16 protein-coding genes are annotated in these 12759 nt (G+C 62.1%); 15 read left to right on the top strand and 1 reads right to left on the bottom strand.

The window, feature by feature from the left end; all coding sequences use genetic code 11:
• Positions 1-83 precede the first annotated feature (83 nt).
• From AC1DYJ_RS20590 to tgt, 6 genes are read left to right on the top strand one after another with little or no spacing between them, the layout of a single operon-like run.
• Positions 84-578, top strand: a complete 495-nt coding sequence (locus AC1DYJ_RS20590) for a peptidylprolyl isomerase (protein WP_376740396.1) — start codon at positions 84-86, stop codon at positions 576-578.
• 43 nt (positions 579-621) lie between these two features.
• On the top strand, positions 622-1134 hold the full coding sequence (locus AC1DYJ_RS20585; protein ID WP_477284388.1) for a peptidylprolyl isomerase: 513 nt from the start codon (positions 622-624) through the stop codon (positions 1132-1134).
• Between the two features lie 12 nt (positions 1135-1146).
• A complete protein-coding gene (locus AC1DYJ_RS20580; RefSeq protein ID WP_477284387.1) occupies positions 1147-1596 on the top strand; it encodes a DMT family transporter in 450 nt (149 codons plus the stop codon).
• The gene (gene queA, locus AC1DYJ_RS20575; protein WP_477284385.1) at positions 1596-2681 is read left to right on the top strand and encodes a tRNA preQ1(34) S-adenosylmethionine ribosyltransferase-isomerase QueA; all 1086 of its coding nucleotides are present in this window, start codon (positions 1596-1598) and stop codon (positions 2679-2681) included. The genes AC1DYJ_RS20580 and queA overlap by 1 nt, the downstream gene beginning before the upstream one ends.
• On the top strand, positions 2674-2943 hold the full coding sequence (locus AC1DYJ_RS20570) for a hypothetical protein (protein WP_477284383.1): 270 nt from the start codon (positions 2674-2676) through the stop codon (positions 2941-2943). Before queA ends, AC1DYJ_RS20570 begins: the two co-directional genes overlap by 8 nt.
• A complete protein-coding gene (tgt, locus tag AC1DYJ_RS20565; RefSeq protein WP_477284381.1) occupies positions 2936-4066 on the top strand; it encodes a tRNA guanosine(34) transglycosylase Tgt in 1131 nt (376 codons plus the stop codon). The genes AC1DYJ_RS20570 and tgt overlap by 8 nt, the downstream gene beginning before the upstream one ends.
• A 2-nt stretch (positions 4067-4068) precedes the next feature.
• Here the strand turns inward: tgt and AC1DYJ_RS20560 are convergent, their stop codons facing one another.
• Complete coding sequence (locus AC1DYJ_RS20560; protein ID WP_477284379.1) at positions 4069-4497, bottom strand: DUF4864 domain-containing protein; 429 nt, start codon at positions 4495-4497, stop codon at positions 4069-4071.
• A 196-nt stretch (positions 4498-4693) separates the two neighbouring features.
• On the opposite strand from AC1DYJ_RS20560, the gene AC1DYJ_RS20555 reads away from it, so the two are divergent.
• The 9 genes from AC1DYJ_RS20555 (at position 4694) to AC1DYJ_RS20515 (ending at position 12635) form a co-directional block, all read left to right on the top strand.
• A complete protein-coding gene (locus AC1DYJ_RS20555; protein WP_477426224.1) occupies positions 4694-5305 on the top strand; it encodes a DsbA family protein in 612 nt (203 codons plus the stop codon).
• Between the two features lie 68 nt (positions 5306-5373).
• Positions 5374-5610 carry an Lrp/AsnC ligand binding domain-containing protein gene (locus AC1DYJ_RS20550; RefSeq protein WP_477284376.1) on the top strand — a complete coding sequence of 79 codons (237 nt, stop codon included), beginning with the start codon at positions 5374-5376 and terminating at the stop codon, positions 5608-5610.
• Between the two features lie 173 nt (positions 5611-5783).
• On the top strand, positions 5784-7196 hold the full coding sequence (locus AC1DYJ_RS20545) for a circularly permuted type 2 ATP-grasp protein (RefSeq protein WP_477284374.1): 1413 nt from the start codon (positions 5784-5786) through the stop codon (positions 7194-7196).
• 89 nt (positions 7197-7285) lie between these two features.
• Complete coding sequence (locus AC1DYJ_RS20540) at positions 7286-8227, top strand: alpha-E domain-containing protein (RefSeq protein ID WP_477284372.1); 942 nt, start codon at positions 7286-7288, stop codon at positions 8225-8227.
• Position 8228: 1 nt separating this feature from the next.
• The gene (locus AC1DYJ_RS20535; RefSeq protein ID WP_477284370.1) at positions 8229-9023 is read left to right on the top strand and encodes a transglutaminase family protein; all 795 of its coding nucleotides are present in this window, start codon (positions 8229-8231) and stop codon (positions 9021-9023) included.
• Between the two features lie 32 nt (positions 9024-9055).
• Positions 9056-9787 (top strand): proteasome-type protease, encoded by a 732-nt coding sequence (locus tag AC1DYJ_RS20530; protein WP_477284368.1) that lies wholly within the window; start codon positions 9056-9058, stop codon positions 9785-9787.
• Between the two features lie 91 nt (positions 9788-9878).
• Positions 9879-11294 carry a pyridoxal phosphate-dependent decarboxylase family protein gene (locus AC1DYJ_RS20525; RefSeq protein ID WP_477284366.1) on the top strand — a complete coding sequence of 472 codons (1416 nt, stop codon included), beginning with the start codon at positions 9879-9881 and terminating at the stop codon, positions 11292-11294.
• A 59-nt stretch (positions 11295-11353) separates the two neighbouring features.
• Positions 11354-11752 carry a hypothetical protein gene (locus AC1DYJ_RS20520; protein ID WP_477284364.1) on the top strand — a complete coding sequence of 133 codons (399 nt, stop codon included), beginning with the start codon at positions 11354-11356 and terminating at the stop codon, positions 11750-11752.
• Between the two features lie 115 nt (positions 11753-11867).
• Positions 11868-12635 (top strand): DeoR/GlpR family DNA-binding transcription regulator, encoded by a 768-nt coding sequence (locus tag AC1DYJ_RS20515; protein WP_023670971.1) that lies wholly within the window; start codon positions 11868-11870, stop codon positions 12633-12635.
• Positions 12636-12759 lie beyond the last annotated feature (124 nt).

Genomic DNA, 12759 nt, shown 5'->3' with positions numbered 1-12759 from the left:
AGAAGCTCGCCTCGTTCCTCGTCGTGCTTGCCGGTCTCGTCACCGCATCGGTGTCGGCCTATGCCGCCGATGCGGAAAACACCATGATCATCACCTTGAAGGATGGCGACGTCACCATCGCGCTGCGGCCGGATCTGGCGCCCAAGCATGTCGCGCAGATCAAGAAGCTGGTGCGCGAAGGCGCTTACGACAATGTCGCCTTCCACCGCGTCATCGACGGCTTCATGGCGCAGACCGGCGACGTCAAGTTCGGCAATATGAAGAAGGGGTTCAGCCCCGAGGCCGTCGGCACCGGCGGTTCCGACCTGCCTGACCTGCCGGCCGAATTCTCGCAGAGCGAACATTACAAGCGCGGCACGCTCGGCATGGCCCGCTCGCAGGATCCGAACTCCGCCAATTCGCAGTTCTTCATCATGTTCGCGCCGGCGCCGAACCTCGACGGCCAATACACCATCGTCGGCAATGTCGTCAGCGGCATGGAATTGGTCGATCACATCAAGAAGGGCGACGAGGCCGACAATGGCACCGTCAGCAACCCCGACCGCATGATCAAAGTGCGCATCGCCGCCGACAAGTAGTCTATCAAATCAATCTGTTTTTCTGAGATAAAGGATATCCGACATGGCTGAGATCAAGGACCGCGAAAACGCGCTCATCCTGGAAACGACCAAGGGCAAGGTCGTCATCGAACTGTTCCCCGAACTGGCCCCCGGCCATGTCGCCCGCATCAAGGAATTGGCCCGCGAAGGCGCCTATGACGGCGTGGTCTTCCACCGCGTCATCGAAGGTTTCATGGCGCAGACCGGCGACGTGAAGTTCGGCAATTCGTCGAAGCCGACTTTTGCGCCATCGCGCGCCGGCATGGGCGGCTCGGAAAAGCCCGACCTGAAGGCGGAGTTCTCCAACGCCAACCACGGCCGCGGCACCTGCTCGATGGCGCGTTCGCAGAACCCGAACTCGGCCAATTCGCAGTTCTTCATCTGCTTCGACGACGCCGCCTTCCTCAACCGCCAGTACACGGTCTGGGGCCAGGTCATCGAAGGCATGGACAATGTCGACAAGATCAAGCGCGGCGAGCCGGTGGTCGATCCCGACAAGATCGTGTCGCTGAAGGTCGCGGCAGACGTCAAGTAAGGACTGATATCGATGATGGGCGTCGTCTGGTCGCTGCTCGGCATCCTGTCCGGCGCCTTCATCGCCATTCAGGCGCCGATCAATTCGCAGCTGGCGCGCGGCCTGGGGCTCCCGGTCGCGGCGGCGGCGTTTTCGTTCCTGTCCGGCGCGATCGTGCTCGGCATCATCTCCGTCGCCGTGGTGAAGTTGAACGATATCTCGCTCGACTGGAAGGCGCCGGCGCCGTGGCTGTTCGTCGCCGGCGGCATGCTCGGCGGCTTCTATGTCACGCTGTCGACCATTTTGACGCCACGCATTGGCGCTGCCGCCCTGATGGCGTTCCTGGTCGCCGGCCAACTGCTGGCCGGCATGCTGATAGACCGCGTCGGCTTCCTCGGCGTCGCGGTACGCGAGATTTCGCTCGGCCGTGTCGCCGGCGCGGTGCTGCTCTTGGCCGGAGCGCTGCTCGTCCGGCTTTACTGATGCGCGTCGACCTCTTCGACTTCGACCTGCCGGAAGAACGCATCGCGCTGCGCCCGGCGGAGCCGCGCGACAGCGCCAAAATGCTGGTGGTGAGGCCGGGCGAGGCGCTTGAAGACCGCACGGTAGGCGAGCTGCCGTCCTTGCTGAGGCAAGGCGACGTGCTGGTCTTCAACGACACCAAGGTCATCCCGGCGCAACTGAGAGGCATCAGACGGCGTGGCGAGGCGCAGGCGCAGGTCGAGGCGACGCTGCATATGCGCATGGCGCCGGACCGCTGGCTGGCCTTCATGCGGCCGGGCAAGCGCATCGCTGCCGGCGACCGCATCCATTTCGGCCATGACGGCAATTCCTGTTTTCTAGGCCAGCTCGACGCCACGGTGATCGAGAAGGGCGAGGCTGGCGAAGCGCTGCTCGGCTTCGACCTGTCCGGCCCGTTTCTCGACGAGGCGCTGCGCGCCGTCGGCCACATCCCGCTGCCGCCCTATATCGCTTCCAAGCGCGACGACGATGCGCGCGACCTGACGGACTATCAGACCATCTACGCCAGGGAGGAAGGCGCGGTGGCAGCACCCACCGCCGGCCTGCATTTCACGCCGGAGCTGTTTGCCGCGCTCGACGCCAAGGGCATCGAACGCCACTTCGTCACGCTTCATGTCGGCGCCGGCACCTTCCTGCCGGTCAAAGCCGACGATACCGCCGACCACAAGATGCATGCCGAGACCGGCTCGGTCAGCGAAGCAACGGCCGAGGCGCTCAATGCCGCCAAGGCGAGGGGTGGGCGCATCATCGCCGTCGGCACCACCTCGCTGCGCCTGTTGGAGAGCGCCGCGCGTGAAGATGGCACGCTGGCCGCCTGGTCCGGCCCGACCGACATCTTCATCACGCCCGGCTATCGCTTCAAGACCGCCGACCTGCTGATGACCAATTTCCATCTGCCGCGCTCGACGCTGTTCATGCTGGTTTCGGCCTTCAGCGGCCTCGACACGATGCGTGCGGCCTATGCGCATGCCATTGAGAGCAGCTACAGATTCTACTCCTACGGAGACGCAAGCCTGCTTTATCGAGCGGAGATGAGCGATGGATGATGACCTGCAAGCCTTTGATCGCGACAGCCTGATCGCGGAGGTGAAAAAACTGCGCGCCGGCATCCGTGCGCACCGCGACACGACCGGCCATGACCTGTGCTGGCATCACCCCGATCTGTGGGATCTGCTGCCGGAAAAGACCGAGCCGGCGATCGCCGTGCCGCCCTGGCCCAAATTCATGCGCGGCTGCATCCAGTACCGGCAGTCGCTCGACAGGCAGGCGCCGGACGCACCTGTCCATGACAAGGAATTCAATGACTGAGACGTTTACTTTCAAGGCCCTCGCCACCGACGGCAAGGCACGGCGCGGTGTCATCGACATGCCGCGCGGCGAAATCCGCACGCCGGCCTTCATGCCGGTCGGCACCGGCGGCACGGTCAAGGCCATGTATATGGACCAGGTGCGCGGCGTCGGCGCCGACATCATCCTGGGCAACACCTATCATCTGATGCTGCGGCCGGGCGCCGAGCGCGTGGCGCGGCTTGGCGGCCTGCACGAGTTCGCCCGCTGGCCGCAACCGATCCTGACCGACAGTGGCGGCTTTCAGGTGATGTCGCTGTCGAAGCTCAGGAAACTGACCGAAAAAGGCGTCACCTTCCGCTCGCATATTGACGGCGCGCCTTACGAGATGTCGCCGGAGCGCTCGATCGAGATCCAGGGGCTGCTGGATTCCGACATCCAGATGCAGCTCGATGAATGCACCGCGTTGCCGGCCGAGTTGAAAGAAATCGAGCGCGCCATGGAGCTGTCACTGCGCTGGGCCGAGCGCTGCAAGACGGCGTTCGGCGACCAGCCGGGCAAGGCGATGTTCGGCATCGTGCAAGGCGGCGACAACGCGGCGCTCAGGGTTCGCTCGGCGCAGGCGCTGAGCGCCATGGAGCTGAAGGGCTATGCGGTCGGCGGTCTGGCTGTCGGCGAACCGCAGGCCGTGATGCTGGAGATGCTTGACATCACCTGTCCGGAACTGCCTGACAACAAGCCTAGATATCTCATGGGCGTCGGTACGCCGGACGACATTGTGAAATCGGTAGCGCGCGGTATCGACATGTTCGACTGCGTCATGCCGACCCGTGCCGGTCGTCACGGCCTGGCCTACACCAGGCGCGGCAAGGTCAATCTCAGGAATGCCCGCCACGCCGACGATCCGCGCCCGCTCGACGAGGAAAGCGACTGCCCGGCGGCGCGCGACTATTCACGCGCCTATTTGCATCATCTCGTGCGCTCGCAAGAGGCGCTGGGGGCGATGCTTTTGACCTGGAACAACCTGTCCTACTATCAAAAACTGATGCAGGACATTCGCGCCGCGATCGAGGCGCAGGCCTTCGATGCACGCACAGCCGAGATTTCCGAGGGCTGGGCGAGGGGCGATATCCCAGCCCTATAGCCTCAGGTGCTGAGCGAATTCGAGGCGCGCAAACTGCAGCCGGTGATCTGAAAACTGCCGTCGGGCTGTTGCTGCAGCGTATAGACCGCCTCGTAGTCCTTGCCATCGGGGCCGACGATCATCACCTGCTGGATGATCGAACCCGGGCCGGTTTGTTCGACCTTGCCGAAGGAATAGCTTTGCGGCTGGCGCACCGGCGCGTAACCGTTGGTCACCATGTTCATGAAGGCGTCGACAGTCGGGAAAATCTGCTTCACGTTTGGAGCAGCGTAGCTGTAGGCCTTGGCGCCATCATTGGCGATGAGCGCCTTCAATTGGCCATCGATGACGGCCTGGCCGGCCTTGATTTCGGCATCGCCGGCAAGGGCTGCCGAGACGAACAGGGTTGATGCGAACAGCAACGAAACGACTGCGAATGCGATGCGGCGCATGGTCTGTCTCCATTGTCTCCCGACAAATCGCTGTCTGAGGACGCATCATACCATACGCTTGGCGCTGCCTCACGGTTTCAGCAACCGCGAATATTCGCCACGCAAGTGCCACAAGCTCATGCTTAAGCATCCTTTAAGGCGGGGCGCGCATCGTAGGGGACGGGTGGGGACCCGTTCGCGCAACCAGGGGACGAGCATGTCCAAGCAGCCAATCGACCGGCGCCTTTTGTTGAAGGGCGCGGCAAGCTTTGCACTTCTGGCTCCCTTGCCGGCCTGGGCAGCCACCGGGCCGACCGTCACCGAAATCGCCTTCGATCCGGTCATTCCAGCGCTCGGCAATCCCGATGGCGACGTCACCATTGCCGAGTTCGTCGACTATCAGTGCCCGATCTGCAAGCTCGTCTTCGTCGAACTGAAGAAACTGATGGCAGAAGACAGCGGCATCCGGCTGGTAATGAAGGACTGGCCGATTTTCGGCGATGTCTCGCGCGACGCGGCGCGCGTGGCGCTTTTGACCGGCGAACATTACGCCGCGGCCGTGGATGCGTTGATGACCAATCAGCGCGGCCTGTCGGAACGCCGCACCAACGATATYCTGGCTTCGGTCGGGGTCGATGTGGCGATGGTGCGTGCCGATCTCGCCATTCGTGAGCCCGACATTGACGCTGCCCTTTTGCGCACCGACACGCAGGCAACCGCCTTTAAACTGCGTGGCACCCCCGCTCTGGTCATTGGCGGCAGCCTCTACCGGCGCGGCATGCCGGTGTCCGAACTGAGACAAGCCGTCGCCAAGGCGCGCTCGGCCTGATGCTTGAAAGCCGGGCGGCAGTCTGCCACAAGGGCCGCTTGTGTGCTGAAGCTTGATCGGGACCGGCAATGAAGACGTTTTTCGTGCAGATAAAGTGCGACCTGGGCAAGTCCTACGAGGTCGCCAGCGCGCTTGCCGACGCCGAGATCGCCTCGGAAATCTACTCGACCGCCGGCCATTACGACCTGCTCGCCAAATTCTATATCGACGATGAGGACGATGTCGGCCACTTCGTCAACGAGAAGGTGCAGATCATTCCCGGAATCAAGGACACCTTTACCGTCGTCACTTTCCGCGCTTTCTAAAGCCAGATCAGGCACTTGCCCGGCGACGAGGCAAAGCCTGACTACGCCCCTGTTTCCACTGCCCTAATTTTGGGCAGTCGTAACATACTGATCGCCGATATCCTCCAAATCACCGATTGCGCTTGATTTTCTCCCGCGACGCCAGTGAAATGGCGTCACAGGGGAGTATGCGATTGGCAGCGTTCGATGAAATGCTTCCGGAAGTTTCCGGACTGAGAAAACCGTATACGGCTTACGACCGCTGGCTGAAGGAGCAGGACCCGGCTAGGCTTACCGAAAAGATGCAGGACGCCGAGCGCGTCTTCCGCAAGACCGGCATTACCTTCGCCGTCTATGGCGAACAGGAAGCCTCCGAGCGATTGATCCCCTTCGACATCGTTCCGCGCATCATCTCCGGCAATGAATGGCGAAGGCTGACGCAGGGCATCGAGCAGCGCGTGCAGGCGCTGAACGCCTTCCTCGACGACATCTATCATCGCCAGGAGATTTTGCGCGCCGGGCGTGTTCCCAGAGAGCTCATCGCCAGGAACGAGGCCTTCCTGCCGGAGATGATCGGGGTCAGGCCGCCGGCCGGCGTCTACACCCACATTATCGGCGTCGACATCGTGCGCATCTCGGAAAACGAATTCTACGTGCTGGAGGACAATGCGCGCACGCCGTCGGGCGTCTCCTACATGCTGGAGAACCGCGAGACGATGATGCAGCTCTTCCCCGAGCTGTTCCAGCAGATCAAGGTGCGGCCGGTGGAGAACTATCCGCAACTGCTGCGCCAGTCGCTGGCGGCGGTGCGGCCGCAAAGCACAAAGGGCGCGCCGACCATCGCCGTGCTGACGCCGGGCAGCTTCAACTCCGCTTATTTCGAACATGCTTTCCTTGCCGACCAGATGGGCGTGCAATTGGTCGAAGGCCAGGATCTGCGCGTCGTCGACGGCCATGTCGCGATGCGCACCACCGAAGGCTACAAGCAGATCGACGTGCTTTACCGGCGCGTCGACGATTCGTTCCTCGACCCGCTGACCTTCCGGCCGGACTCGGCGCTCGGCGTGCCCGGCATCATGGATGTCTACCGCGCCGGCAACATCACCATCGCCAACGCGCCGGGAACCGGCATCGCCGACGACAAGGCGATCTATTCCTACATGCCCGAGATCGTCGAGTTCTACACCGGCCGCAAAGCCATCCTCGGCAACATCCCGACCTGGCGCTGCTCGGAAGCCGACAGCCTGAAATATGTGCTCGAGCACATTCATGAACTGGTCATCAAGGAAGTGCATGGCTCCGGCGGCTACGGCATGCTGGTCGGGCCGGCGGCGACAAAGAAGGAATGCCAGGAGTTCGCCAAGAAGCTGCAGGCAAAGCCATCCAACTACATCGCCCAGCCGACGCTGGCGCTGTCGACCTGTCCGATCCTGACCGAAAAAGGCCTGTCGCCGCGCCACGTTGACTTGAGGCCGTACGTGCTCGTCTCCGATCGTATCCAGATCGTGCCGGGCGGGTTGACGCGGGTGGCGCTCAAGGAGGGCTCGCTGGTGGTCAACTCGTCGCAAGGCGGCGGGACGAAGGATACGTGGGTACTCGATGACTGAGCTGGGCAGGGGGACGCAGCACATGAAAAGCATTCTTCCCTATTCGCTACTCGCTATTCGCTATTCGCTCGACATCGGGGCACACTGACATGCTTCTCGGCCGCACCGCCAACGGGCTTTACTGGATGAACCGCTATATCGAGCGGGCGGAAAACATGGCGCGGCTGGTCGATGCCGGCCTGCGCATGGCGCTGACGCGTACCCAGAGCGCCTCGGAAGAGTGGAATTCGGTGCTTCTCAGCGCCGGTTCCGACGTCACCTTCACGCAGAAATACTCCGACTACACCGCCGCCAATGTCGCCGACTTCCTGTTGCGCGACACCTCGAACCCGTCGAGCACGATGTCGGCGATCGAGACCGCGCGCAACAATGCCCGCATGGTGCGCACCGCGCTGACGCGCGAAACCTGGGAGAGTATCAACGAAGCCTGGATGGCGCTGAAGCGCATGCTGGCAAAACCCATCGACGAGCGCGATCTGCCCAGTGTGCTCGATGCCATCAAGCGCGAGACGGCGCTGATCCGCGGTTCGTTCTACGGCACCATGCTGCGCAACGAGATCTTCGATTTCTCGCAGCTCGGCACCTATGTCGAGCGCGCCGACAACACGGCGCGCATCCTCGATGTAAAATACTATGTGCTGCTGCCGTCGATTTCCTGGGTCGGCTCGAGCCTCGACAACTACCAATGGGAATCGATCCTGCGCTCGGTGTCGGCGCATCGCTCCTACCGCTGGGTCTATGAGGCCGACTACAAGCCGACCAACATTGCCGACTATCTGATCCTCAATGTCCGCATGCCGCGCTCGCTGACCTTCTGTTACCGTTTTCTCGCCGAGCACCTCAAATTCCTCGGCGACGACTATGGCGAACGCCATGCCTGCCACGCCACGGTCGACAGGACCCAGGCGATGCTGCGGGCAGGGTCGATCAAGGACATATTCGACGCCGGCCTGCACGAATTCCTGGCCAGGTTCATCCAGGACAACACCAAGCTCGGCGACGAGATCGCACAAGATTATCGGTTCAATTGATATGCGGCTCAAAATCACCCACCGGACCGAATACCGCTACGATGCGCCGGTACACTATCTGCTGCAGCGGCTGCGGCTGTTGCCGGTCAGTGGCCCGACGCAGACCGTGTTGTCGTGGGCGCTGAAGATCGAGGGCGCGCGCGAGGAAGTGCGCTTCAGCGACCATTTCGGCAATGATAACAGGCTGTTGAGCGTCGAGGGTGAGCGCGACTTCATCACCGTCGAGGCCTCCGGCGAGGTTGTCACGCGCGACACTTCGGGTGTTTCCGGCCCGCATCACGGCTTTGCGCCGCTCTGGCTGTTCAGCCAGGAGACCGCTTTGACCATCCCCGGCGACGGCATCCGCGAGCTTGCCGCGGCGGTCGGCAAAGGCACCGACATCGAAAGGCTGCATCGGCTGATGGCGCTGATCGTCGAGCGCGTCGCCTATACGCCGGGCACCACCAGCGTGACGACACCGGCGGAAGAGGCGTTGGCGCTGAAGACCGGAGTCTGCCAGGATCACAGCCATATCTTTGTCGCTGCCGCCCGCGCCATGGGTTTTCCGGCTCGCTACGTCAGCGGCTATCTGATGATGGATGCGGCCATCGAACAGGCGGCGAGCCATGCCTGGGCCGAAGCCCATGTCCAGGGTCTCGGTTGGGTCGCCTTCGACGCCGCCAATGGCATTTCCCCTGATGAGCGCTATGTCCGGGTGGCCACCGGCCGCGATTATCGCGACGCCTCACCGGTGTCGGGAATTCGACTGGGACAGGCGGAGGAACAGCTTGCGGTCACCGTCACGGTAGAGCAGTAGTCTCGCCAAGATTTGCTGCTTGAAGAGATTCCATGACTTATTGCGTCGGCCTCAAGATCGATCGAGGGCTCGTGTTCATGTCGGACACGCGCACCAATGCCGGCATGGATTCGATCTCGACCTTCAAGAAGATGCATGTCTGGGAAGAGCCGGGCGAGCGCGTCATCGTGCTAATGTCGGCCGGCAATCTGGCGACGACGCAGGCCGTGGTGAGCTTGCTCGACGAACGCAACAAGGCGATCGGCGAACGCCATGCGACGCTGCTCGAAACCCCGTCCATGTACCAGACCGTGCGATTGGTCGGCGACACCGTCAAGGAGGTCATCGCCCAGGCGTCACCGGCCGGCGAGAAGGCGGATTCCTATTTCAACGCCTCCTTCATTCTTGGCGGCCAGATCAAGGGCAGCCCGCCGCGCCTGTTCATGATCTATCCCGAAGGCAATTTCATCGAATCCACCGACGACACGCCGTTCTTCCAGATCGGCGAGACCAAATACGGCAAGCCGATCATCATCCGCGCCTATGAAAAGACGATGAGCCTGGCCGAAACGGTCAAGCTGCTGCTCGTGTCGTTCGATTCGACGCTGAAATCGAACCTCTCTGTCGGCCTGCCGCTCGACCTGCTCTTCCTGGAGAAGGACGCTTTCAAGGTCGGTCTCAAAAGGCGCATTGGCCAGGACGACCAGTATTACCGAGCCATTTCCGAGGGATGGTCGAATGCGTTGAAGACGGCCTTTGCCAGCCTGCCGGATTTTCCGGGGTAGCGCAGGTGCTTGCGTCGCAGTTGCCTCTTTTTATTTAACATGTTAATCAAAAATCGAAACGACCGGGCTCATCGGCGCGTCGGGAGGACACATGGATAACGAGCAATTCCGCGACTGGTCGAAGCGCGCCGCCGATTGGGGTGCAGACTATCGCGCCGGCCTGCGCGACAGGCCTGTGCGACCAGCCATCGCGCCGGGCGAGATATTCAGGAGCATCGAAGCGTCTCCGCCGGAGGCCGCGGAACCCATGGAGACGATCTTCGCCGATTTCGAAGCCAAGATCGTGCCGGGCATGACGCATTGGCAGCATCCGCGCTTCTTTGCCTATTTCCCGGCCAATGCAGCACCTGTCTCGGTGGTGGCGGAATATCTGGTCTCGGCGATGGCCGCCCAATGCATGCTGTGGCAGACCTCGCCGGCGGCGACCGAGCTTGAGACGCGCATTGTCAATTGGATGCGCCAGGCGCTCGGCCTGCCCGATGGCTTCTCCGGCGTCATCCAGGATTCGGCATCCTCGGCAACGCTGGCCGCCGTGCTCACCATGCGCGAGCGCGCGCTCGACTGGCAGGGCAACAAGAAGGGGCTTTCCGGGCAGGGCAGGCTGCGCGTCTATTCCTCCGACCAGGTTCACACCTCGATCGACCGCGCCATCTGGGTGGCGGGCATAGGCGAGGAAAACCTCGTCCGCATTCCCGTCGCCGGCACCTACCGCGCCATGGATACCGCAGCCTTGGAAGCGGCGATCATTGCCGATCGCGCGGCCGGCCTTTTGCCGGCCGGCATCATTGCGTGCGTCGGCGGCACCAGCATTGGCGGCACCGACGACATCGCTGCCGTTGCCGCGGTGGCCAAACGCCATGGGCTCTATTTGCATGTCGATGCCGCCTGGGCCGGCTCGGCGATGATCTGCCCGGAGTACCGGCATTTCTGGACCGGCGTCGAGGGTGCTGATTCCATCGTCTTCAACCCACACAAATGGCTGGGGGCGCAGTTTGATTGCTCGATCCAGTTCGTCCGCCAGCCAGAGGATCTCGTGCGCACGCTGGCGATCAAGCCGGACTATCTGAAGACCCGTGGCCATGACGGCATCATCAACTATTCCGAATGGTCGGTGCCGCTCGGCCGCCGCTTCAGAGCGCTAAAACTCTGGTTCCTGTTGCGCGCCCACGGCCTCGAGGCGCTGCGTGGCATGATCCGCAACCACGTGGCCTGGAGCGAAGGCATTGCAGCCAGACTGGCCAGGGAGGCGGATTTCGAGCTCGCCAGCCAGCCGATGCTGTCGCTGTTCTCGTTCCGGCATCGCGCCGCATCCGGCGCCGACTCCGATGAGCACAATTTGCGCCTGGTCGACGCCATCAACAATGATGGCCGCACTTATCTCACGCAGACACGCGTCGATGGCCGGGTCGCCATCCGCTTCCAGGCAGGCCAGTTCGAGACGACCGCCGCCGATGTCGATACCGCCTTCACTGTCATTTGCGAGTGTGCAAGATCCCTGAAAGACTGACAGGGATTGTCCGGGCGGTTGCCGCCGGGGTAAGCCAGCAAGGACTTGCGAGCAAGCATATGGCCGGAAGGGGCGAAGGGGTTAGCCTGAATCTGACGGGCGTCTGGAGCGGACGCTATTTCTATCCGCGCGAACTGCCGCCGGTTTCCTTCGTTGCAACGCTGATCGAGACGGCAGCCAGCTTGACGGGGATGACCCACGAACCGGCGGCGACCGGCACCGCAAGATACGCAAGCCTGCAGGGGCAGCGCGAGGGCAACACCGTCTCCTTCGTCAAGACATATGACAATGGCGGACCGAACGCGCATCCGATCGATTACAGCGGCGTCCTGAACGGCGATGCCACTGAGATCAAAGGCACCTGGCGAATTCGCGGAAACTGGTCCGGCACATTCCTGATGATCCGCTCGCCGGGCAAAGTCGCTGCCGTCACCCGCAAGGTGGCTGAGCGGGTCTGAGCCGTATCCGCCAGGTTCGCCTTTGCAATCATCGATATTTCATTAGCCGGCTTCTCCCTTTTCATTGCTTTCGTTTTGCGCTACAAACAAGAAAAACGAAAACGGGAGGTTCTCAGTGTATCTGTCGCCGCGCCATGCCGAAATCATCCAGATGGCGAAAGACCATGGCCGCGTGCTGGTCGACGATCTCGCCACGCATTTCAATGTGACGCCGCAGACCATCCGCAAGGACCTCAACGATCTCTGCGACCAGCGGCTGCTCACCCGCATCCATGGCGGCGCCTTGTTCCCGTCCGGCATCGAGAACATGGAGTACGAAGCCCGCCGCAAGATCGCCGCCGACGAGAAGGAGGCGATCGGCCGCGCGGCGGCCAGGCTGATCCCCGACAACGCCTCCCTGTTCATCAATATCGGCACCACGACCGAGTCGGTCAGCAAGGCGCTGCTCGACCATACCGGGCTCATGGTCATCACCAATAACATCAATGTTGCCAATAGGATGCGCATTTATCCTTCAATCGAAGTGGTGATCGCCGGCGGCGTCGTGCGCGGCTCCGACGGTGGCGTGGTCGGCGAGGCAGCGGTCGATTTCATCAGGCAGTTCAAGGTCGACTATGCCGTCATCGGCGCCTCGGCGATTGACCATGACGGCGCGCTGCTCGATTTCGACTTTCGCGAAGTGAAAGTGGCGCAAGCCATCATCGCCAATGCCAGGCATGTCATCCTGGTTTCCGACCAGACCAAGTTCGAGCGCACCGCGCCGGTTCGCATCGGCCATCTGTCCCAGGTCAACACCTTCATCACCGACCGTTGCGACATCCCTTCGGTGCGCAAGATCTGCGAGGAAGCGGAGGTTCAATTGATCGAAACGTCGCTCGGCTAACGGCTTTTGGGGCCCCCATCACAGGCTTCTCACGTGGCCGTGATATTTCGTTTGACATTCGTTATCATTTCGAAATAATTCCGCCACGGTTTCGCAAAACACCAAAAATGCTGCAATGCGAAAT

It is taken from the genome of Mesorhizobium sp. P2_B11 (assembly GCF_056404855.1).
Note: the sequence above shows the minus strand (reverse complement) of the source record. Positions and strands in the feature narration are given on the sequence as shown.